At 70.4% G+C, this 21,239-nt stretch carries 19 protein-coding genes; 5 read left to right on the top strand and 14 right to left on the bottom strand.

Going from position 1 to position 21,239, the window contains the following annotated elements; genetic code table 11:
* Positions 1 to 42 precede the first annotated feature (42 nt).
* Positions 43 to 1,287 carry a BtrH N-terminal domain-containing protein gene (locus tag BN1701_RS31605; RefSeq protein ID WP_157368323.1) on the bottom strand — a complete coding sequence of 415 codons (1,245 nt, stop codon included), beginning with the start codon at positions 1,285 to 1,287 and terminating at the stop codon, positions 43 to 45.
* A gap of 245 nt (positions 1,288 to 1,532) precedes the next feature.
* Here BN1701_RS31605 and BN1701_RS31600 point away from each other — a divergent pair, with 245 nt between their 5' ends.
* On the top strand, positions 1,533 to 1,820 hold the full coding sequence (locus tag BN1701_RS31600; RefSeq protein ID WP_157368322.1) for a hypothetical protein: 288 nt from the start codon (positions 1,533 to 1,535) through the stop codon (positions 1,818 to 1,820).
* 159 nt (positions 1,821 to 1,979) lie between these two features.
* Positions 1,980 to 3,128 (top strand): esterase-like activity of phytase family protein, encoded by a 1,149-nt coding sequence (locus tag BN1701_RS31595; RefSeq protein ID WP_067520969.1) that lies wholly within the window; start codon positions 1,980 to 1,982, stop codon positions 3,126 to 3,128.
* A gap of 5 nt (positions 3,129 to 3,133) precedes the next feature.
* On the opposite strand, the gene BN1701_RS31590 is transcribed toward BN1701_RS31595, so the two are convergent.
* The 8 genes from BN1701_RS31590 to BN1701_RS31555 all read right to left on the bottom strand — a co-directional run bounded on the left by BN1701_RS31590 (position 3,134) and on the right by BN1701_RS31555 (position 13,770).
* A complete protein-coding gene (locus tag BN1701_RS31590) occupies positions 3,134 to 3,646 on the bottom strand; it encodes a hypothetical protein (protein ID WP_054054894.1) in 513 nt (170 codons plus the stop codon).
* 31 nt (positions 3,647 to 3,677) lie between these two features.
* Positions 3,678 to 4,361: a sirohydrochlorin chelatase gene (locus BN1701_RS31585; RefSeq protein WP_054054892.1), complete on the bottom strand. Its 684-nt coding sequence runs from the start codon at positions 4,359 to 4,361 to the stop codon at positions 3,678 to 3,680.
* Positions 4,358 to 5,515 carry a uroporphyrinogen-III synthase gene (locus BN1701_RS31580; RefSeq protein ID WP_231949769.1) on the bottom strand — a complete coding sequence of 386 codons (1,158 nt, stop codon included), beginning with the start codon at positions 5,513 to 5,515 and terminating at the stop codon, positions 4,358 to 4,360. The genes BN1701_RS31585 and BN1701_RS31580 overlap by 4 nt, the downstream gene beginning before the upstream one ends.
* On the bottom strand, positions 5,512 to 5,865 hold the full coding sequence (gene nirD, locus BN1701_RS31575; RefSeq protein ID WP_054054890.1) for a nitrite reductase small subunit NirD: 354 nt from the start codon (positions 5,863 to 5,865) through the stop codon (positions 5,512 to 5,514). The genes BN1701_RS31580 and nirD overlap by 4 nt, the downstream gene beginning before the upstream one ends.
* On the bottom strand, positions 5,862 to 8,393 hold the full coding sequence (nirB, locus tag BN1701_RS31570; RefSeq protein WP_054054888.1) for a nitrite reductase large subunit NirB: 2,532 nt from the start codon (positions 8,391 to 8,393) through the stop codon (positions 5,862 to 5,864). The genes nirD and nirB overlap by 4 nt, the downstream gene beginning before the upstream one ends.
* A 191-nt stretch (positions 8,394 to 8,584) precedes the next feature.
* Positions 8,585 to 10,132, bottom strand: a complete 1,548-nt coding sequence (locus tag BN1701_RS31565) for an MFS transporter (protein ID WP_054054886.1) — start codon at positions 10,130 to 10,132, stop codon at positions 8,585 to 8,587.
* Positions 10,133 to 10,261: 129 nt separating this feature from the next.
* Positions 10,262 to 11,701: an FAD-dependent oxidoreductase gene (locus tag BN1701_RS31560; RefSeq protein ID WP_157368498.1), complete on the bottom strand. Its 1,440-nt coding sequence runs from the start codon at positions 11,699 to 11,701 to the stop codon at positions 10,262 to 10,264.
* A 5-nt stretch (positions 11,702 to 11,706) separates the two neighbouring features.
* Positions 11,707 to 13,770: a molybdopterin oxidoreductase family protein gene (locus BN1701_RS31555; RefSeq protein WP_054054881.1), complete on the bottom strand. Its 2,064-nt coding sequence runs from the start codon at positions 13,768 to 13,770 to the stop codon at positions 11,707 to 11,709.
* Positions 13,771 to 13,991: 221 nt separating this feature from the next.
* Between BN1701_RS31555 and BN1701_RS31550 the strand changes: the two genes are divergently transcribed.
* A complete protein-coding gene (locus tag BN1701_RS31550) occupies positions 13,992 to 14,720 on the top strand; it encodes a triacylglycerol lipase (protein ID WP_082860183.1) in 729 nt (242 codons plus the stop codon).
* Between the two features lie 208 nt (positions 14,721 to 14,928).
* Here the strand turns inward: BN1701_RS31550 and BN1701_RS31545 are convergent, their stop codons facing one another.
* The 5 genes from BN1701_RS31545 to BN1701_RS31525 form a co-directional block, all read right to left on the bottom strand.
* Positions 14,929 to 15,717 carry a TIGR02569 family protein gene (locus tag BN1701_RS31545; RefSeq protein WP_054054879.1) on the bottom strand — a complete coding sequence of 263 codons (789 nt, stop codon included), beginning with the start codon at positions 15,715 to 15,717 and terminating at the stop codon, positions 14,929 to 14,931.
* 61 nt (positions 15,718 to 15,778) lie between these two features.
* Entirely contained in the window at positions 15,779 to 16,957 is a 1,179-nt protein-coding gene (gene moeZ / locus BN1701_RS31540) for an adenylyltransferase/sulfurtransferase MoeZ (protein WP_054054877.1), read from the bottom strand.
* A 218-nt stretch (positions 16,958 to 17,175) separates the two neighbouring features.
* Positions 17,176 to 17,571 carry a hypothetical protein gene (locus tag BN1701_RS31535; RefSeq protein WP_054054875.1) on the bottom strand — a complete coding sequence of 132 codons (396 nt, stop codon included), beginning with the start codon at positions 17,569 to 17,571 and terminating at the stop codon, positions 17,176 to 17,178.
* 62 nt (positions 17,572 to 17,633) lie between these two features.
* The gene (locus BN1701_RS31530; RefSeq protein ID WP_082860182.1) at positions 17,634 to 18,626 is read right to left on the bottom strand and encodes a DUF3152 domain-containing protein; all 993 of its coding nucleotides are present in this window, start codon (positions 18,624 to 18,626) and stop codon (positions 17,634 to 17,636) included.
* Between the two features lie 39 nt (positions 18,627 to 18,665).
* Positions 18,666 to 19,640, bottom strand: coding sequence for an alpha/beta fold hydrolase (locus BN1701_RS31525; RefSeq protein ID WP_054054872.1), 975 nt, complete (start codon positions 19,638 to 19,640; stop codon positions 18,666 to 18,668).
* A gap of 183 nt (positions 19,641 to 19,823) precedes the next feature.
* Between BN1701_RS31525 and BN1701_RS31520 the strand changes: the two genes are divergently transcribed.
* A complete protein-coding gene (locus tag BN1701_RS31520) occupies positions 19,824 to 20,459 on the top strand; it encodes a TetR/AcrR family transcriptional regulator (protein WP_054054871.1) in 636 nt (211 codons plus the stop codon).
* A gap of 3 nt (positions 20,460 to 20,462) precedes the next feature.
* On the top strand, positions 20,463 to 21,149 hold the full coding sequence (locus BN1701_RS31515; RefSeq protein WP_054054869.1) for a PP2C family serine/threonine-protein phosphatase: 687 nt from the start codon (positions 20,463 to 20,465) through the stop codon (positions 21,147 to 21,149).
* The last annotated feature ends 90 nt before the right edge of the window (positions 21,150 to 21,239 follow it).

Genomic DNA, 21,239 nt, shown 5'->3' with positions numbered 1-21,239 from the left:
TCCTCTCACTCCTCGGCCGCCCGGGCGACGACCTACTGAACCCTACAACTTAGTTGCGCTCTCAAGTATTCCGACGGCCATCGTCTCGGCGGCGTGGATGTCGGCCAGCGCGCGTCCCATGTCCGCGAAAATGGCCTCCGCCTCGGTGAACGGCTCGTCTTGGCGCAGGTCCCACAGCTCTTGGGCTGCCGCGCGGCACTCGTCGCGGCCCGCGTCACCGTCGATGACAGCTGTAGACACTGTCGCAGTCAGCTCACGGATGCGGGCGACGGCGGGGATGTCGGCGGGGAAGGCGGCCTCGGCCAGCACGTGCCACTTCCCGGCGATCTCGCGCCACCGCTCGGCCTCGTCGCGCAGCGCAGGACGGTCAAGGATGCCCGCGGCCTGATCCAGGAAGTCGGCGAACAGGCCGCGCTGGTTGCCGCCGCACATCCCGACGGGCTCGATTCCCTCCCAGACCGACGCGAGCGCGCGCAGCAGCCCGGTGCCGTCGGCGAAGACCTGCGGCCATCCCTTCTTGTTGCGCTTGTCGGTCATCATCCGCGACCACTTGCGCCACGTCGGCAGGGAGAACGAGTCCGACGACTGGGTGAGCCGGGTGACGACGTCCTCGATGCCTTCCTGGACCGCCGAGCGGATGCGCGCGGGATCGACCTTCGGCTCAGGGATGGTCAGGGAGAGGTTTTTCCACGAGGTGACCCGCGCGCGGGCGCGTTCGACGTCTTCGATGGGGACGGTGAGCGTGGCGAGGGTGCGGTCGTCGAGGTGAACCTTCCCGTCGTCGATCGCGTAGGCGAGGACGACGTCGCCACCGTGCCCGTCGAGCAGGGCGGGCACGTTCCAGTAGCCGATGTGGAACCGGTCCGGCCAGATCATCACCGGACGGCCCGCGTCCAGGTTCTCCCGCAAAACGCGCGTGGCGGTCTTGGCGCCGCCGGTGTGCTCGACCACCTCGACCCCGAGGCTGCGCCCGGCCGCCCGGGTCGGCTCGGCGATGCGGTGCCACTGGCTGGTGAAGCCGATCGTGACCACGGGGCCGTGGCTGAACTCCCAGAGGATGTACCCGGCGCCGATCCCGCCGCTGATGCCGAAGACGAGGGCTTCGTCGAGGCCGAGCAGACCCGCCAGCGCGGCCGACTCGGGGTTGGCGCCGCCCCGCAGGGTCCAGCCGTGGTCGATCTTGGGACCGGTGTCGCCGAGGATGTGGGCGCGGGCGGTCGAGTACCGCTCGCCGGTCTTGGCCATGCGCGCCCGGATCCGGGCCTTGAGCTGCTTCTTGTCCGTCATCGCCACACCACTCCAGACCGCTGCACGGGCGCGACGAACTGCCCACGCTTCTCGTCTCGCCCCGCGGCCTTGGGTTCCCAGGCGGTTGCGGAGTACGTCCCGAGGCGCTTGTGTCCCCTTTGCCTCCGCGAAAAGCCCGACGGCGTGGGAGCCGGGTCAGGAGGTTCGGCGCGGAACTCGCCGAACCCAAGGATAGACCTCAACCGACACGGGGCACACCTTCGAGCGAACGTGCCAAGCCGCGCTTGGCATCGGAACATGCCAAGGATAGACAGGGCGCTGAAGCGGATCGGGCCGACGCGGAAGATCATCAGGGGGTCGTGGCGGGCATGAAGGCGTATCGCGTCGAGGTGTCTCGCGACGGCAGGTTCTGGCTCATCCGCGTTCCCGAGATCGACAGATCCACACAAGCACGCCGTTACGGGGACGTGCGCCCGATGGCGGCTGAACTCATCGAGATCATGACGGGAACCACCGATTTCGAGATGCAGGTGTCCGTCGCCCTGCCAAGCGCGGTCGAGGACCATCTTTAGTTCCCAAGGGTCAACCAGTTGGTCAACTCCTCAGCATCTGCCGCAACGGGCACCATCCACTCACAGTGGGTCAACCCCGAAAGATGATCACTCGGACGCGAGTCAGGACGACGCTGACGGCCTACTGTGCACGGCGCGTCCGCTGGACAGGGTTGGGACATGCGATCTTTCCTGTGCCGCACAGCGTCCGCCGTCGTGCTGGCCGCACTCCTGCCGACCGTTCTCACGTCCACGCCCGCCGTCGCGGAGGCGTCAGGCGGTGTGCGCCTGCTCGGCGAAACCATTGTCCCGCACAAGTTGGCCTACGCGGGGACCACGGTCGGCGGCCTGTCCGGGATCGACCGGGACCCGTGTTCCGGTGAGTACGTGCTGATCAGCGACGACCGTTCCTACCTCCAGCCCGCCCGCTTCTACACCGCCAAGATCCGCGTCGACGTCGCTGGCGTGCACGGTGTCGACTTCACCGGCACGCACGCCTTCCAGCAGCCCGACGGCTCCGCCTACCCCATCCCGACGCTCAACGACGGCAAGGCGGTCGACCCGGAGGAGATTCGGGTCGACCCGTGGACCTGCGAGTACCGGTGGGCGCAGGAGGGCAACCGGCCCAAGAGCGCGACCGCACCGGACCCGGTGATCCAGCCGTCCATCCAGACCGCGTCCCGCACCGGTGTCTACCGGGGCCAGCTGCCGCTGCCTGCCAACTACGCGATCACCATGGCCGAGCAGGGGCCGCGCCGGAACCAGTCGCTGGAGGCGATCACCTTCGGCGCGTTCGGGGGCGTGATCACCAGCGCGGTGGAGGGGCCGCTGATCCAGGACGGGCCGGTCCCGACGACCGAGCGCGGCGCGCTCATCCGGGTCACCCAGCAGAACCGCCGGGGGACCGTGCTCGGCCAGTACGCCTACCCGCTGGAGCCGATCTTCGCCGAGCCGACGCCGGGCAGCCCGTGGGAGCCCGACACCGGCGTGCCCGCGATCCTCGCCTACCCCGAGGACCCGTCCCGCTACCTGATCCTGGAACGCACCTACGTCGACGGATCCGGGTTCAAGGTGCGCCTGTTCGACACCACCACGCGCGGCGCGGCCGATGTGCGTGGGGTCCAGTCGCTGGCGACCACCCAGACCCAGCCGATGCGCAAGCGGCTCGTCGCCGACTTCGACGACATCGGGCTGTCCACCGTGGACAACGTGGAAGGCATGACCTGGGGTCCGCGGCTGCCCACCGGTGAGCGCACGCTGGTCCTGGTCAGCGACGACAACTTCCACCCGCTGGAGGTCACCCAGGTGTTCGCGCTCGCGCTGCGCTGAGGGCGTCAGCCGCCCTGGGGCCACATCGAGTAGATCAGCGAGTCGCCGTCCGTGCACACGACCTGCGGCAGCGCCGGTTCGGCGACCTGGCCGCAGGTGAAGCCCGCGACGTCAAGAGGCGGCAGGGCGGGGTCGGGAGTGGACCGCTCGGCGTAGTAGTCGAACAGGATGGCGCCCGCCTGGTCGCAGTTGACCCGGCCGGACGGCGTCTCCACCACCACCGCGTGCATGTCCTTGCCGAGGGCACCCTTGAAGCGCTGGTCGCAGTACTGGGCGGGGGCGCTCTCATCGATCGCCGGAATCCCGCGGGTGGTGGTCGCGGGCTTGGTCGCGGTCGCCTCGGTGGTGGTCTTGGGCGTGGTGGTCTTCGGCGTGGCCGTCTTGACGGGAGGCGGCTTGACGGTCGTGGTGGTCGGTTCCACCGTGGTCGTCTTGTCCGAACTGGACGCGGTACCGGTGACCGGGGTGGCGCAGCCCGCGGTGAGCAGGAGCAGCAGGCAGGCGGCGACGAGTTTCATGCTCACCGTCTCGGCGTTGACCCCGTCCGCGTTACGCCGCCGCCCGGTAGAAGAGACCTTCGGCATACCGGCGGACCACCAGGTCAGCGACCTTGGGGTGGTCCCCCAGCGGCTCGGCGACAACATCGGCAGGACATCCGGCGACCGCGCGCTGAAACAGACCTGGGGCCAGCAGCCAGGACGCCACCGCGACCCGGTCGGCCGACTGGCGGACCTCGGCCACGACCTCGGCGATGCCCGGCGCCGCCGTCGCGGCGTAGCCGATGCGGACCACGCTGCCCGTGCGCGCGCCCAGCAGCATCGCGGCGCGGCGGACGTCGGCCAGGGCGCGGGGATCAGACGAGCCCGCGGCGGCCATGACGACGGCGTCGCCCGGACGCCAGCCCGCCTCGGACAAACGCTCGTGCATGGCCGCGACCAGGCTCGGGGCCGGGCCGAGGGCTTGGGTGACCACGACGTCGCGTGGGCCCGCCGCCTCGACCTGGGCGGGAACGTCGACCCGCACGTGATAGCCCGAGGCGAGGAACGCCGGGACGACCACTGCGGGGCCGCGCACCGAGCGCAGGACCGTGGTGACGTCCGGGGCGCGCACGTCGGCGAAGGCGACCTTGACCGGGGTCTCGGGCAGCAGGTGCCGGACCTCGTCGGCCAGGGCGTGGGTGGTCCGCGCACCGGATGCCGCTCGGGTCCCGTGCGCTACGAGGATGAGTGTCACGTCAGCGCGACCGCCAGTCGGTAGCCGCGCTTCACCACGGTCTGGACCAGCGACGGCTCACCGAGCGCCGCGCGCAGCCTGCCGACCGCCGTCTCCACCGCGTGTTCGTCGACCCCGGTCTCGCGGCCGGAGTGCTTGCGCAACACACCGGCCAAGGCGGGCCGGGACAGGACTCGGCCGGGCGTCGCGGCCAGCGCCCGGAGCAGGGCCATCGGCGCGGGCGGGATGGGCCGCAGCTCCCCGTTGAACACCACGGCCTGGCCGCGCAGTTCCAGTTCGCGGCCCTCGATCGGCAGCCGGACGGCCCGCTCGGGCAGGGCGACAGCCAGTTCGCGGACCAGCGCGCCGATGCGGGCCCGGTCCGGGCACACCACCGGCACACCGGCCTGGATCAGCGGACCCGCGGTGATCGTGCCGACGCCCACCACCAGCACCCGGGTGCGCAGGGCTTCGAGCAGGGCGTCGAGCCTGCCCTGGCGATCGGCGGTATCCAGGACGCTGGCCGCCGCCGGGGCGCTGGTGAAGGTCAGCGCGTCGACCTGGCCCGCGAGGACCGCGTCGATCAGGCGTTCCAGCGGGGCGACGTCGGCTGGGCCGGTCCAGCGGTAGACCGGGATCTCGACGACCTCGGCGCCCGCCGAACGCAGCGCCTCGACGAACTCGCGCAGAGGTTCACCGTGCAGCTGGACGGCGATGCGCTTGCCCTCGACGCCCTCGGCCAGCAGGTAGTCGAGCAGTTCGGCGCTGGCCTCCGACTCCGGCGACCAGGTCTCGACCAGGCCCGCCGCGCGCACGGCGCCCTTGGCCTTGGGCCCGCGCGCGAGCACGGCCGACGTCTTGAGCACCGCGAGCAGCTGCGGACCGAGGCCCCAGCCGTCGGCGGCCTCGATCCAGCCGCGGAAGCCGATGCCGGTGGTGGCCACCGCCACGTCGACCGGGCCGTCGAGCAGGCTGGTGGTGGCGGCGAGCAGGTCGCTGTCGTCGGCCAGCGGGATGATCCGGATGGCGGCGCCGTGCAGCACGGTGGCGCCGCGTCGCTCCATCAGGGCGCCCAACTCGTCCGCGCGGCGCGCGGCGGTGACACCGATGGTGTAGCCCGCGAGCGGGGCTATCGGGGTGTCGATCACCTCGGGCACCTCCAGGAGCATGGTCATAGCCGCCCCAACAGGATGGTGGCATCCAGGACGCACACCGGGTATGTGGGGACTGACACGTCGGCGTCTTCCAGGCAGGCCCCGCTGCGCAGGTCGAAATGCTGCTTGTGCATCGGGGACGCCACGACGGGCACGCCGCCGAGGTCACCGACGATACCGCGCGAGAGCACCGCCGCGCCGCTGAACGGGTCCACGTTGGAGACCGCGTACAGCGCGTCGTCGTGGGTGCGGAACACCGCGACCTGGGTGCCGTCGGGCAGCAGGACCGCCACCCCCTGTTCGCGGCCGAGCACGTCGACGGCGCAGACCTCGACCCACGCCTCGGTGGTCAACACAGCTTCCGCGGTCATCGGACACTCACCTCCGGGATACCGAGTAGAACAGGGACCTTCTCGCCGGGAACCTTCTGACCACGTTCCTCGCGGAAGGTGATCGTCGGGTCCGGCGTGCCGGGCGCGTTGACGAACGAGCTGAACCGGGCCAGCTTCTCCGGGTCGGCGAGCACGCCCGCCCACTCGTCGGCGTATCCCTTGACGTGCTGGGCCATCTGCGCCTCCAGTTCGGCGCACAGCCCCAAGCTGTCGTCGACGACGACGTCGCGCAGGTGGTCGAGCCCGCCTTCGAGCCCGTCGAGCCAGGTGGAGGTGCGCTGCAGGCGGTCGGCCGTGCGGATGTAGAACATCAGGAACCGGTCAATGACCTTGAGTAGGGTCTCTTTGTCCACTTCGGACACCAGTAGGTCCGCGTGCCGGGGCATCATCCCGCCGTTGCCGCCGACGTAGAGGTTCCAGCCGTTCTCGGTGGCGATGACGCCGAAGTCCTTGCTCCGGGCCTCGGCGCACTCGCGGGCGCAGCCGGACACCGCGGACTTGAGCTTGTGCGGGGCGCGCAGCCCGCGGTAGCGCAGCTCCAGTTCGATGGCCAGGCCAACGGAGTCCTGCACGCCGTAGCGGCACCACGTGGAGCCCACACAGGACTTCACCGTGCGCAGCGCCTTTCCGTAGGCGTGGCCGGACTCGAACCCGGCGTCCACCAGCCGCTTCCAGATCTCCGGGAGCTGGTCGACGGTGGCGCCGAACAGGTCGATGCGCTGCCCGCCGGTGATCTTGGTGTAGAGCCCGTAGTCCTGGGCGACCTGGGCGATCACCATCAGCTTCTCCGGGGTGATCTCGCCGCCGGGGATGCGCGGCACCACCGAGTACGTGCCGTTGCGCTGCATGTTGGCCAGGTACTTGTCATTGGTGTCCTGCAACGTGACCTGCTCGCCCGCCAGGATGTGCGTGCTGCCCAGCGATGCCAGGATCGACGCGACGGCGGGCTTGCAGATGTCGCAGCCGCGGCCTGCGCCGTGCTTGGCGACCAGGTCGCTGAACGTGGCGATCCCGGTGATCCGGACGATCTCGAACAGCTCGGCCCGCGACTGGGCGAAGTGCTCACACAGCGCCTTGGACTGCTCGACACCGCAGGAGCCCAGCAGCTGCTTGAGCATCGGCACGCACGAGCCGCAGGACGTGCCCGCCTTGGTGCACGACTTGATCGACGGCACGTCCTGGCAGCCGCCCGCGAGGATGGCGTGCTTGATGTCGCCCTTGCTGACCGCGTTGCAGGAACACACCTGCGCCTCGTCGGGCAGCGCGTCGATACCCACGCCCCCACCGCCGCCCGAGGGCGCCAGGATCGAACCGGGGTCGCCGGGCAGAGCGCGGCCGACCATCGGCCGCAGCATGGCGTAGTCGCCCGCGTCGCCGACCAGGACGCCGCCGAGCAGGGTCTTCGCGTCGTCGGAGATGACAAGCTTCTTGTAGGAGCCCTTGACCGCGTCGTTGAACACGACCTCAAGAGCGCCTTCGGTGGCCGCGTGCGCGTCGCCGAAGCTCGCCACATCGACGCCCATGAGCTTGAGCTTGGTCGACATGTCGGCGCCAGGGAAGCTCGCCGTGCCACCAAGAATTCGATCGGCGACGATCTCGGCCATCGAGTATCCGGGGGCGACGAGGCCGTAGACCATGCCGTCGAGGTTGGCGCACTCGCCGATGGCGTAGATGTCAGGATCGGTGGTGCGGCACCCCGCGTCGACCATGATGCCGCCGCGCTCGCCGACCGCCAGGCCGGACTCGCGGGCGAGCTGGTCGCGCGGGCGGATACCGGCGGAGAACACGACGAGGTCGAGGTCCAGCTCGACTCCGTTGGACAGCTTGGCGAGCAGCCTGCCGCGGTCCTCCTCGATCGAGGAGGTCGACGCGCCCGCGTGCACGGTGACGTCCAGGCCCTCGATGAGCCGCTTGAGCAGCGCGCCGCCGCCCTCGTCGACCTGCAGCGGCATCAGGCGCGGGCCGAGTTCGACCACGTGCGGCGACAACCCCATGTCGCGCAGCGCCTTCGCGGCCTCCAGACCGAGCAGGCCGCCGCCGACGACCATCGCGGCGCCGCGGCCGATGCCCTTGCCCGCGCGCTCGGCGGAGGCCTTGATCGCGTCGAGGTCGTCGATGGTCCGGTAGACGTGGCAGCCGGGCAGGTCGCGGCCGGGAACGGGAGGGACGAACGGGGCCGAACCGGTCGCCAGGACCAGGGCGTCGTAGCCCTGGACGCGGCCGGAGGCGGTCGTCACCTTGCGGGCCGCGCGGTCGATGGTCAACACGGCGTCGCCCAGCACCAGTTCGACCGCGTCGTCGTCGGCGAACTCGGCGCCGTCGAGCTGCAGCGCCATCGGGTCCCAGCTGTCCACATAGGACGTCAGGGCGACCCGGTCGTAGGCCGGGCGGGCCTCCTCGGCCAGGACCACGACCCGCCAGCCGTTGTCCACGTCACGGTCGCGCAGCGCCTGGACCAGGCGGTGCCCCACCATTCCGTTGCCGACGACGACGAGTGTCCGCGCCATACTGGTGCCTCCCGTGGATTTGATGCTTCCGTAAGCGTGCGTTCTCACCGTGTCGACCCGACTTCTCCCTTGTTTCGCCCTGGTTACGTATCCCTCCCGCCGCAGGTCAGAACCAGGTGCGAGTGAGCACCGCCACAACGAAAAGGGGTGGCCCGCACGTTGTGCGGACCACCCCGAGGTGAGTGGGCTTACTAGACGCCCGCGTAAGCGAAGCTCGGGACGCGCGCGGCCTCAGTGGTCTTGCGCAGGTAGAAGAACCAGGTCATCACCGCGAACACCACGTAGGCACCGATGAAGATGCCCAGCGCCGAGGTCGACCAGTCGGCGTTGGCAGCGGCGGCGGCGGCCTTGGCCTCCACCGTCTTCGCACTGGTCACAGCGGCGCTCACCGGGACGCTGGCCAGCCGGAAGATCTGCTGGATCAGGAACCCGCCGAAGGCGCCGATGGCGCCCGCGATGCCGATGACGGCCGCGGCCTGGCGCTTGAAGCTCAGCAACGTCGCGGCCGAGTCCCCACCCTTCTCCGCGACCTCCTTGCGGCCAAGGGCGCCGAAGATGACCGGGATCATCCGGTAGGTGGAGCCGTTGCCCGCGCCGGAAAGGGCGAAGATCACCATGTAGGAGCCGAAGAACAGCGGGAAGCTGCGCTGGTTGACCCCGTACACGGCCAGCATCGTGAAGCCCGCCATGGCGATGAACACCCACAGGGTCACCCTCGCCCCGCCCATGCGGTCGGACAGCCAGCCGCCGAACGGGCGGGTGACCGAGCCGATCAGCGCGCCGAGAAAGCCGAGACCGGCCAGGTAGGTGCCGATGAAGGGGTTCTGGGCCAGGAACTCGGGGAAGGTGAGCTTGATGACCAGCGGCAGGGCGAACGAGAAGCCGATGAACGAGCCGAACGTGCCGATGTAGAGGATCGACATGACCCAGGTCTGGGACTGCTTGAGGCAGGTGGCGTAGGACTTGGTGTCGGCTTTGGCCATGCTCAGGCTGTCCATGAAGAACCACGCGCACACGACAGCGGCGATGATGAACGGCATCCACATCAGACCCGCGTAGGCCAGGTGCACCGGGTGGACCGGGTTCTTGGCGATGGCGAACGGGACACCGACGATGACGACCAGCGGGGTGAGCAGCTGCACGACCGCGACACCGAGGTTGCCGCCCGCGGCGTTGAGGCCCAGGGCGAGGCCCTTGCGCTTCTCCGGGTAGAAGAACGAGATGTTCGCCATCGACGAGGAGAAGTTGCCGCCGCCGACGCCCGCGAGCGCGGCGACGATCAGCATGATCGTGAACTGCGTGTCGTGCGACTGGTTGCGGACGAAGTCGAAGTGGACCATCGCGGCCAGCGCCGTGGTGGGGATCAGCAGCAGCGCCGCGCTGATGGCCGTCCACACGCGACCGCCGAACTTCGGCACGGCGAAGGTGTAAGGGATGCGCAGCGTGGCGCCGACGAGGTTGGGCAGGGCGGTCAGCCAGAACAGCTCACTCGGCGCGAACGGGGTGCCGCCGCCGAAGCCCGCGTTCGACAGGTTGAGCACGACAACCGACCACAGCACCCAGACCGAGAAGCCGAGGTGCTCGGCGAAGATGGAGAAAGTCAGGTTCCGGCGGGCGATCGGCTTGCCCGTCTTCTCCCAGAACTCCTCGTTCTCGGGCTCCCAGTCGTCGATCCAGCGGCCCTTGCGCGGCGCGGACTTCGACTCGGTCGTGGGCGGGGACTCGGCTGCCAGCGTCATGGGTTGTCCTCCTCGTACTGCTGTTGCGCAGACGCTACGAATCGGGGATTTCAGGCGCGTGCCCCGCGATGACACGGAAAGCACTTTGTCCGCACGCGAACGCGGACGAGGTTGTGAGGTGCTCAGGTCTCAGGCGCGGGCCAGCCAGTCGACGATGCCGCACACCGCGTCGGTGCAGCCGCCGCAGCCGGTGGTCGCCCTGGTCACAGCGGCCAGCTCCGGAACGGTCGCGGCCCCGGCCCGCCAGGCTTTCACCAACTGTCCCTTTGTGACTGTGTTGCACCGGCAAACCACGGACGCGGCCGGAAGATCAGCGGGCGAGTGCGCCACGGCGCCGCCCGACGACAGCGCGCGGCCCAGCAGCAAGCCGAGCCGGTCGGTCGGCGCGGGGGTCTTCGCGTCGTAGAGCTGGGTGATGGTGGCCGCCGCGTCGGGGGCGCCGAGCACGATGGCGCCGGTCACCCGGTCGTCGCGGATCACGAGCTTGGCGTATCGGCCGCGCACGGGGTCCTGCAGGCAGAGGACCTCCGCGTCGCCGTCGATGTCGGCGTGCACGTCGCCCAGCGCGGCGAGGTCGACGCCCTTGGCCTTGAGCCGGGTCACGACCGGGGTGCCCTTGTAGCGGGCGGCCGGGTCGACGCCGGTCAGCAGGTCGGCTAACACCTCGGCCTGCTCCCACGCGGGCTGCACGAGCCCGGACACGGTGCCGGGATGCGCGGCGCAGTCACCGATCGCGTGGATGCGGTGGTCGCTGGTGCGCAAAGAATCATCTACCACCACGCCCCGGTCGACGGTCAGGCCGATCGACTCGGCCAGCGCGGTGTCCGCGCGCACACCCGCGGAGACGACCACGAGGTCAGCGGGCACGTGGCTGCCATCGTCGAGCTTGAGGCCGTCACCGGGGACGTAGCGGGCGGCGAAGCGGCCGAGCCGGAACTCGATACCCAGCGCGCCAAGGGTCTTGGCGAGCACGCCGCCGCCCGCCGGGTCGAGCTGGCGTTCCATCAGGTGCCCGACCGGGTGCACGACGGTGACCAGGCTGCCGCGTCCGGCCAGGCCGCGCGCGGCCTCCAGCCCGAGCAGGCCGCCGCCGAGGACGACCACCGGGGCGCCGGGACGGGCGTGGCCGAGGATCGCGGCACAGTCGTCGAGGTCGCGGAAAGTGGCGACACCGGGTGCGAGGGAGCCGTCTTCCAGTTGCAGGCCTTCGGCCGGGGGGACCCAGGCCTTGCTGCCGGTGGCCAGCACCAGCGCGTCGTAGTCCACAGTGGACCCGTCGCTGAGGCTGATCGTCCGCGCCGCGCGGTCGATCGCGGTGACCGTGACGCCCAGCCGCAGGTCGATGCCGTTCTGACTCGCCCAGTCGGCGTCGTGCAGGCGAACCGACTCCGGCGTCATCGTCCCGGCGACCACCGCCGAGAGCAGGACCCGGTTGTAGGCGGGGTGCGGCTCGGCGCCGATGACGGTGACCGAGGCCCGCTCACCGGCGCGGTCGCGGCGCCGGATCTCCTCGGCCAGTCGCGAACCGGCCATTCCGTATCCGACGATCACGACTCGTCGCGCGGGCAGCTCGGTCATGAGACCTCCAGTCGAACGGCGCACACCTTGAACTCAGGCATTCGGCTAGTGGGATCGAGTGCGGGATTGGTGAGCAGGTTCGCGCGCTGATCGCCCGCGAAGTGGAACGGCAGGAACACCGTGTCCGTACGCATGGACGAGACGTGCCGCACGCGCGCGGTCATCTCCCCGCGCCGCGACACGACCCGGGCCATGCCGCCGTCGGTGAGGCCGGCGCGGTCCGCGGTGTCGGGGTGGACCTCCACGAACACCTCCGGCACGGCGGTCAGGAGCTCCTCGACCAGCCGGGTCTGCGCGCCGGACTGGTAGTGCTGCAGGACACGGCCGGTGGTGGCCAGCAGCGGGAAGTCGTCGTCGAGCGACTCGGCGGGCCCGGTGTGGTCGACCGCGGCGAAGCGGGCCCGGCCGTCAGGGTGGGCGAAGCGGTCGAGAAACACCCTGGGCGTGCCGGGGTGGTCCTCGGCGGGAACCGGCCAGTGCAGGGCCTCCCCCGCGCGAAGGCGGTCGTAGGTGACACCCGCGTAGTCGGCCACGCCACCCTTGGACGCCTGCCGCAGCTCGGTGAACACCGTCTCCGGGTCGACCGGGAAGCGGCCGTCCGGCTGCCCCAGCCGGACGGCCAGCCCGTGGAGGACCTCCAGGTCGCTGCGCACCCCGTCGGGCGCGTCGAGCGCCTTGGTGCGCAGCAAGACCCGGCCCTCGAGGTTGGTCATGGTGCCGTCTTCCTCGGCCCACTGGGTGACCGGGAGGACGACATCGGCCTGCGCGGCGGTCTCCGAGAGAACGAAGTCGGCGACCACCAGGAAGTCCAAATCGGACAGTCGCTCGGCGACCCGGCCCGCGCGCGGCGCGGAGACGATCACGTTGCTGCCGAACACCATCAGCGCGCGCGGACCGTTCTCGGTGCCGAGCGCGTCGAGCAGTTCATAGGCCGACCGGCCGGGACCTGGCAGCGAGTCCGGGTCGACACCCCACACGCCCGCGACGTACTCGCGCGCGGCCGGGTCGTCGATCTTGCGGTAGCCGGGGAGTTGGTCGGCCTTCTGACCGTGCTCGCGACCGCCCTGACCGTTGCCCTGGCCGGTGAGACAGCCGTAGCCGGAACCGGACTTGCCTGGCAGGCCGAGAGCCAACGCCAGGTTGATCCACGCGCCCACCATGTCGGTACCGCGCGCGTGCTGCTCGGTGCCGCGCGCGGTGAGGATGTAGGCCTTGTCGGCGGCCGCCAGAACGGCCGCTGCCTTACGCTGGTCGGCCGCGGCGACGCCGGTCACCCGCTCGACCCGCTCCGGCCACCACGCCGCGGCGATCCGCCACGCGGCGTCGAACCCGGTGGTGCGCGCGTTGATGTAGTCGGTGCGGGCGAGCCCGTCGGCCACCACGGCGTGCAGGATTCCCAGCGCCAAGGCCAGGTCGGTGCCGGGCCGGGGCTGCAGGTGCAGCGTGGCCTGCTCGGCGGTCGGCGTCCGGCGCGGGTCGACCACGATCAACCCGCCGGAGCGGCCCGCGTTGGTCAGGTGCTGCACGAACGGCGGCATGGTCTCGGCCGGGTTGGCCCCGATGAGCAGCACCGCGTCAGCGCTGGTCAGGTCGCTGACCGGGAACGGCATCCCCCGGTCCAGCCCGAACGCCCGGATCCCCGCGGCGGCGGCCGACGACATGCAGAACCGGCCGTTGTAGTCGATCTGCGAGGTGCCCAGGGCGACCCTGGCGAACTTGCCGAGCAGGTAGGACTTCTCGTTGGTCAGCCCGCCGCCGCCGAAGATCGCCACCGAGTCGGCCCCGTGCGACTTCCGCAGCGCGGTGAGCTTGGCGGCGATCAGGTCGAGCGCGACATCCCAGGGGGCGGGGCGCAGCTCACCATCGACGCGGACGAGCGGGGTGGTCAGGCGCGCGGGTGAGGTCAGCAGCGACCCGGCCGTCCAGCCCTTCTGACACAGGCCGCCCCGGTTGGTCGGGAACTCCCGAGGCTCGACGCGCACCCCGGTCAGCCGCATGCCGCACTGCAGGGCGCAGTACGGACAGTGCGTGTCGACGGCGGGCGCGGCGACCTGCGTCATCGGGTCCTCCGGATCGGCTTGGGGGCTCGACCCGACGGTAAGGACGCGGTGTTACCCGAAGACTCGCGAATGTTTCCGGCATGACAACTTGCCTGCGCACAAGCCCCATTTGGGGCGTGAGCAGCCTGATCACTTCGCTCTGTACGCGACCTTGACGCTTCAGTAATGTGAGCTGGGTTACACATCTACCGACGAGTAGTTCACTGGGCAAGGAGGCCTTTGTGATCCGTCGACTGTTGGCCGTGACCGCCGCCACCGTCCTGGCCGCCACCATCACCCCCACCGCGACCGCCGCCACCCCAAGCCCGGTCGTGATCGTCGCGGGCACCTTCGGGCCCGCCTTCTTCTACGAACCCCTCGCCGCCCGCTTGCGCGCCGATGGCAGGCAGGTCGCGATCTTCCAACTCACCAACCTCGGCCGCGCCGACATCCGAGTCTCGGCCCGCGACCTGAACACCTTCGCCGACGCGTTCCGCTCGCGAACGGGCGCGGCCAAGGTCGACATGGTCACCCACTCCCAAGGCGGCCTCGTCGCCCGCCGCTACATCAAGAACGAGGGCGGCGCCACCGAGGTCGGCAGCCTGGTGAACCTAGGCACACCCAACTACGGCACCGCGATCGCGAACCTGACTTCGTTCTTCACCGACGGCATCTGCGGCGTTTCGTGTTCACAGATGGAAGTCGGGTCGTCGTTCATCAACGACCTCAACGCGGGCGACGACACGGTGGGCGCCGTCCGCTACACCAACCTCTACACATTCCTGGACGAACTGGTGCGCCCGGTCGGGAACGCGGCGATGAAGGACGGCGCCACCAACGTCCTGATCCAGAGCCAATGCCCCTTCCGCGTCGTCGGCCACATCACGCTGGCCACCGACGGAACCGTCTACGACGGCGTCCGGGACGCGCTCAACCTGCAGACCGTCCGCCTGAACTGCTTCGCCCTCTAGCCGACCCCACCGATCCGGTGCGCGGCCCGTGCCAAGCCGCGCACCGATCGGGGAGTCGACGTCGCATGCAGGGACGTGCACCGCCAACCCGCAACAACGACGCGTGCAACAGCGCCCGGGGCCATTCGAGCAAGTGAGACACCGCCTGGCTGGCGTCGCCGACAGCCGAACACCTCCAGCGAGCGTCCACCACAAGAGGCATGACGAGCTAGACGATCTCGCCGATCTGGTGCGCGGCCCGCTCCAAACCGCGCATCGATCGAGGAGTCGACTTCGGATGCAGGGCGTGCACTGCCAACCGGAACAACAACGCGTGCAGCAGCGCCTGCGGCCATTCGGGCAGGTGGGCCCAACGCTTGGCGATGGCGTCGTCGGCGCCGCCCCAGGCCATCGCGTCGACGACGACCACAGCGGCGGCCCACTCGGCCGGGCGGTGGAAGGCGGTGAAGTCGATGATGCCGGGGGCGGCGTCGCCGACGAACAGGACGTTGCCGAAGAGGTCGCCGTGGACGACCTGCGATTTCAGGTCGACCTTGGCGCGGCGCGAGGCGAACTCGTCGAACAGCTTGCCGCCGAGATCGATGTCGAGCGGTGCCTTCTCCTCACCCCACGCGGCTCGGTCGGCCAGGGCGAAGACGTCGGCGCGCAAATTCAGAAAGCGTGGGCGAGGCAGGTCGACCGTGGCCTGGTGCAGGCGCAGCGACGCGGAGACGACCTCGTCGTACCTTGGCTCCGCGCGGCCCTCGATGAAACGGAAGCCGACCCAGCCGCCGACCACATAGCGGCCGTCGCTGGAGCGGACCGGGCGGGCGATGCGCAGGTCGGGAACGTGCAGGTCACCAAGGGTCTGAGCCACCCACGCCGCCTCGGCCGGGCTGCTCGCCGGGCGCAGCGCGACCTCGTCGCACCGCCACACGGGCCCGCGCTCGATCAGCACGGGCTCCGCGTTCTTGGCCCCGAAGGCGGCTCGGACGTGCTGGGGAGGCGGAGTGCTCACGGGCGGGCACGCTACCCGGACTCCGCCTCCCAAGCGCTGATCGACACTTGCGATTCAGAATTCAGTAGGTCGGCAGGCTCTTGTCGATTTCCCGCGCCCAGCCCAGCACCCCGCCGCCGACGTGGACCGCGTCGGCGAAGCCCGCCTTGTGCAGCGCGGCCAGCGCCTCCGCCGAGCGGACACCCGACTTGCAGTGCAGCACGATCGGCTTGTCCTGCGGCAGCTCGGCCAGCGCCTCGCCGGACAGGATGCGGTCCTTCGGGATGAGCACCGAGCCCTCGATCTTGACGATCTCGTACTCGTGCGGCTCGCGGACGTCGATCAGGACGAAGTCGTCGCCCCGGTCGAACTTGTCCTTCAGCTCGCGCGGGGTGATCGTGTTGCCCGCCGCGGCGCTCTGCGCGTCGTCGGAGACCACGCCGCAGAACGCCTCGTAGTCGATGAGGCCCTCGATCGGCTTGGTCTCGGGGTCCTTGCGGATCTTGATGGTCCGGTAGGACATCTCCAGCGCGTCGTAGACCATCAGGCGGCCCAGCAGCGGCTCGCCGATGCCGGTCAGCAGCTTGATCGCCTCGGTGACCATGATCGACCCGATGGACGCGCAGAGCACGCCCAGCACGCCGCCCTCGGCGCACGACGGGACCATGCCCGGCGGCGGCGGCTCGGGATAGAGGTCGCGGTAGTTGAGGCCCTGCCCGTTGGGCGCGTCCTCCCAGAACACGCTGACCTGGCCCTCGAACCGGAAGATCGAGCCCCACACGTACGGCTTGCCCAGCAGCACTGCGGCGTCGTTCACCAGGTAGCGGGTGGCGAAGTTGTCGGTGCCGTCGAGGATGAGGTCGTAGTCGGCGAAGATGTCCAGCGCGTTGGTGGAGTTCAGGTGCTCCTGGTGCAGGACCACGTTGATCAGCGGGTTGATCTCCGCGATCGACTCCTTGGCCGACTGCGCCTTGGGCTTGCCCACGTCCGACACACCGTGGATGACCTGGCGCTGCAGGTTGGACTCGTCGACGACGTCGAAGTCGACGATGCCGAGCGTGCCGACGCCGGCCGCGGCCAGGTACAGCAGCGCCGGGCTGCCCAGACCGCCCGCGCCGACCACCAGGACCTTGGCGTTCTTCAGGCGCTTCTGCCCGTCCACCCCGACATCCGGGATGATGAGGTGGCGGCTGTACCGCTCAACCTCTTCCTTGGTCAGCTCCTGCGCCGGCTCGACGAGCGGCGGCAAACTGCCTGGCATCGGCTCCTCCTAGTTGCGATCCTGACGGCCCCCGCGCCTGGCGCCGGGTCCACCCCCGATTGTCACCTCGTACAACGCCGGAATCCCACTCCACCCTTCCCCACTCCCACCATCCGGGATACTTGTCCGCCTCCCCGGATTTTCTCTCCGATTGGTCACCAATGCGGCAACAGGTGCCGACCGGCGGTAACCGTGGTCGGCCGCCGTCCCGGTACCCCTTAGGCGCCGGTCGGTCGTCGTGGCCGGGATGCACGTAGGCGCACGGCCAGGCCCGCGGCGAACAGCACGGCCAGCGCGCTGAGGAACGCCGGGTCACTGGGCCTGCCCCCGAGGTCGCGGTCGAGGATGTGCGACACCGCGTGCACGACCGCGCCCGCCGTCACGCCCGCGAGCGCCACGGACAGTGCGTCGCGCCACACCAGTGCGGCCAGCAAGGCGGCCCCGATGCCGATCTGGAACGCGCCCGCGTCGTGGAACAGGTGCAGGTTGTAGGGCGGGTAGGTGGCCACGACGTCGTAGAACGACCGCGGCGCCGCGAACGCCCAGACCCCCAAAGCCAGGAACACCGCCGCGCCGAACGCGGTGATCACCTTGACCAACCGTGTGCCGTCCATCAATCCCCTTCCGTCGGACTTTCACCGACTAGACGCAATGGGGACCCGGTTTGTGACAGCGACTATTTGGCCTGTGGATTGGGCCAGGCGTTCGGCTTGCAGGTCAAGCCGTCCTCCTTGACCGCGTCACGCTGGCCGACCGCGCGGTTGAGCTGGGCGACGTAGTTGTTGGCGACGCCGAAGCTCTGCTGCATCATCACCGGCGCGAGTGCGCCCTCCTGCGCGCAGCCGACGTGGCCTGCGCGGAAGGCGTGGCCGATCTCGTGGTTGATCGCGTACTGCCGATAGGTGATCATGTCGCCGCTGAAGGCCACCGCGCCGCGCACCCAGCGGGCCAGGTTGATCATCAGCCGCTTCTCGGTGCCCAGCCAGCAGGACGACTCGTACTTGATCGCGAAGCCGCACTTGTCCCCCCGGTGGGCGGTATCCGGGCTGGTCAGGCTGATCCGGATCGTCGGGTTCGGGAAGTCCGGCCGGACCCGCTGCACCGAGATCTGCCCGCCGCTGGTCCACCCGCGCGGGTCGGCCAGGGTCTGGTCGATCAGCTTGGCGAACGTCTCGTCGCCGCCGAAGGCCGACGCGTCGATCCCGTCCTCGACCTCGACGGTATAGGTGTAGAACTTCGCGCCGGTGCCGACCTTGGGGCCCTCGCCGGGCACACCGTGCCAGGTTCCGGCGCCGGTCTGGGTGTACGGGCCGCCGTTGGGCAGCTCCGCGGACGGGATGTTCACGTCGATCGGGGCCTGCGGTACCTCGCTGACGTCGGGGGGAACGGACGTGTCCGGAACGGTCTGGGTCGGGTTGTCCAGCCGGACACCGGAGGCGGCGTCGGCGGGCGGGGCGGGTGCCTCGCCCGCGGTCTGGACCACGACGAGCGCCGTCACCACCGTCAGCACGGGCAGCGCGTAGACCCGCCAGCCGTAGGTCGCCAACACTCCCCGCCAGCCCTTGCGCCTGGCCGGACGCTTGCCCGGCTCGGGCCGCCAAGACGCGGCGAGTGGTTCGGCGGGTGGGCGGCGACGGTCGGTGCGCTCCCGGTGCGTCGTCTCGCTCACGGGCCCAAGAGTGCCATATCGCCGGCGGAGGCATGGCGGTTACCAGTCATCGCCAGCTTCCCAGAGGCCGAGAACCGCGCGTGCCACCGTCGTGGGCCGCTCCATCTGCGCGACGTGGCCGACCCTGGGCAGCACCAGCAGCCGCCCGCGCGGGAGCAGCCGGGTCGTCCTGGGTGCCTTGCGCACGGTGACCAGCCGGTCCTCGGTGCCCCACACCACCAGCGTCGGCGTGCTCACCCGCGGCGCGATAGCCCACAGGCCGCGGGTCCGCGGCACCATCCACGCCCGGATCAGCCCGATCGTGCTGCGCGCCAGCGCAGGGGTCGCCCAGGCCAGCTTGGTGCGCTCGGCGAACTCCGCCGCGGCCTCGGCCATGCGCTCCTCGGTGACCTGCGACGGGTCGGCGAAGCACAGGTCGATGAGCTGCTGGGCGCGCTCACGCGCGGTCAGCCGGGCCAGCTGCCTGCGCACCGGCTTGCCGACGACCGGCAGGAACGCCAGCGCCATCCGCGGGTCGGACATGCGGTTCACGCTGGGCCGCAGGTCGGGCATGGCGGGCGAGACCAGCGTCAGCGTGCGCAGCAGTTCAGGGTGGCGGGCGGCCACGAGCATGGAGATCGCCCCGCCCATCGAGTTGCCCAGCAGGTGCACTTTGCCCGCGTCGAGCCCGCGCAGCCACGCGGCGAGCGTGTCGGCGTGCTCTTCGAGGGTGTAGGTGTAGTCGTCGCGCGGGATCGTGCGGCCGAAGCCCGGCAGGTCGACGGCCAGGCCCGCGGCGTGGCCGCTGAGCTGACCCGCCAGGTCGGTCCAGTTCATCGCCGAGCCGCCCAGTCCGTGCACGTAGACGGCGGTGACATCACCTTGGCCCGGGGTGCGCCGGACGTGCAGGGTCTGGCCGCCCGCCATGAGCTCCTCGCCCGGCCAGGCCGGGCTGGTCAGGTCGATCGGCGGCAGCTCGGCTCCCGACAGCGGCACTCTGGTGAGCGGCGCCCGGAATGTCGTGGCGAGGGACACCTGACCAGTGTGCCTGCTGACCAGCGACCTCGCTGGGGTGAGACGCAGGTCACAACCGATACTGGACGAGGCGTCTTTTGGTCTGGACACTGAACCCGAATGGGGTTACCGAGTAGTACGGTCGAACCACCCGTGGCGGGTTGGCGATCCCGACCTGACAAGCGCACAACGAGGGTGGAGACAATGTCTGAGACGATTCAGCAGAACGGGATCGGTCGGGGGGCCAGACTGCCGCGCACCGCGCGTCGGGCCCAGCTGTTGGCGGCCGCGCAAGACGTGTTCGCGGCCAACGGCTACCACGCGGCCGGGATGGACGAGATCGCCGAGCGGGCCGGGGTCAGCAAGCCGGTGCTCTACCAGCACTTCCCCGGCAAGCTGGAGCTCTACATGGCGCTGCTGGAGAAGCACGTCGACGAGCTGATCCGCCGGGTGCAGACCGCGATGGAGTCCACAACGGACAACAAGCTCCGCGTGCGCAACGCGGTCGGCGCGTACTTCGACTTCGTCGACGGCGAGAGCCAGGCCTTCCGCCTGGTCTTCGAGTCCGACCTGCGCGGCGAGCCCCTGGTCAAGGACGCCGTCGAGCGCGCCACCACGGCCAGCGTCGACGCCATCACCGCCACCATCACCGCCGACGCGGGCCTCGACGAGCACCGCGCCCGGCTGCTGGCCGTCGGCCTGGTCGGCGTCAGCCAGGTCTCGGCCCGCGCGTGGCTGGAGGACAGCCGCGCGATGCCGAAGGACGAGGCCATCGCCCTGATCTCCAACCTGGCGTGGCGCGGCATCGGCGGTGGCTTCCCGCTGCAGCCGCACGACTGAGCGATGCGCTTCCTCGCAGCGGGCTTGACCCACATCGGCGGCCGGGCGGGCAACGAGGACGCCTTCCACGCGGGCGGCCGCCTGATCGCCGTGGCCGACGGCGTCGGGGGCGCCCCCGCGGGTGAGGTCGCCTCCCGCCTGGCGGTGGACACGATCGCGTCCCTGATCGACGCCGACCCCTTGGACGCCGTCCGTCAGGCCAACGCGGCCGTCCGGAGCCACCCCGACCCGGACACGGCGGGCATGGCCAGCACCCTGGCGTTCGCCGCGCTGTGGCCGGGCCCCTCCGGCTGGGTCGTGCGCGGCGCCCACGTCGGCGACAGCATCACATTCGTCAACGGGGTCCGGACGACCCAGGGCCACACCCTGGCCGCCGAACTCGTCGCCGCGGGCCACCTGACCCCGGAGGAGGCCACCCGCCACCCCCACCGCGCCGCCCTGGTCCGCGCGGTCGGCCTGGACGGCGAGATCGAACCGGACCTGTGGACCCGCCCGGCCACCATCGGCGACCGCTACGTCCTCTCCAGCGACGGCCTCACCGACGCGCTGGGGGACACCGTGGAAGACCGCTTGGCCGAACTAGCGGCAGTGTCCCCCAAGGACTGCGCCGCCGCCCTGGTCCGCCTGGCCCTGGCTGCCGATGCCCGCGACAACGTGACCGTGGTGGTAGCGGACGTGATCGCGAACTGACGGCAAGAACACGCAACCGAACTTCGGCCCGCCCGGCACACGATTAGGCCCGCCCGACAAGCAATTGGGCGCGCGGCCCGCACGCGATGT

The organism is Alloactinosynnema sp. L-07 (assembly GCF_900070365.1).
Classification (GTDB): Bacteria; Actinomycetota; Actinomycetes; order Mycobacteriales; family Pseudonocardiaceae; genus Actinokineospora.
This window is presented reverse-complemented; position numbering and strand designations above follow the sequence as displayed.

Bases quoted from the DNA above. Each gene is read 5' to 3' on its own strand.
- BN1701_RS31555 (WP_054054881.1), bottom strand. From the start codon at position 13,770: ATGACGCAGGTCGCCGCGCCCGCCGTCGACACGCACTGTCCGTACTGC.
- BN1701_RS31580 (WP_231949769.1), bottom strand. From the start codon at position 5,515: ATGACCATGCTCCTGGAGGTGCCCGAGGTGATCGACACCCCGATAGCC.
- BN1701_RS31605 (WP_157368323.1), bottom strand. From the start codon at position 1,287: ATGACGGACAAGAAGCAGCTCAAGGCCCGGATCCGGGCGCGCATGGCC.
- BN1701_RS31595 (WP_067520969.1), top strand. From the start codon at position 1,980: ATGCGATCTTTCCTGTGCCGCACAGCGTCCGCCGTCGTGCTGGCCGCA.
- BN1701_RS31565 (WP_054054886.1), bottom strand. From the start codon at position 10,132: ATGACGCTGGCAGCCGAGTCCCCGCCCACGACCGAGTCGAAGTCCGCG.
- BN1701_RS31535 (WP_054054875.1), bottom strand. From the start codon at position 17,571: ATGGACGGCACACGGTTGGTCAAGGTGATCACCGCGTTCGGCGCGGCG.
- nirD (WP_054054890.1), bottom strand. From the start codon at position 5,865: ATGACCGCGGAAGCTGTGTTGACCACCGAGGCGTGGGTCGAGGTCTGC.
- BN1701_RS31520 (WP_054054871.1), top strand. From the start codon at position 19,824: ATGTCTGAGACGATTCAGCAGAACGGGATCGGTCGGGGGGCCAGACTG.
- BN1701_RS31590 (WP_054054894.1), bottom strand. From the start codon at position 3,646: ATGAAACTCGTCGCCGCCTGCCTGCTGCTCCTGCTCACCGCGGGCTGC.
- moeZ (WP_054054877.1), bottom strand. From the start codon at position 16,957: ATGCCAGGCAGTTTGCCGCCGCTCGTCGAGCCGGCGCAGGAGCTGACC.
- nirB (WP_054054888.1), bottom strand. From the start codon at position 8,393: ATGGCGCGGACACTCGTCGTCGTCGGCAACGGAATGGTGGGGCACCGC.
- BN1701_RS31515 (WP_054054869.1), top strand. From the start codon at position 20,463: ATGCGCTTCCTCGCAGCGGGCTTGACCCACATCGGCGGCCGGGCGGGC.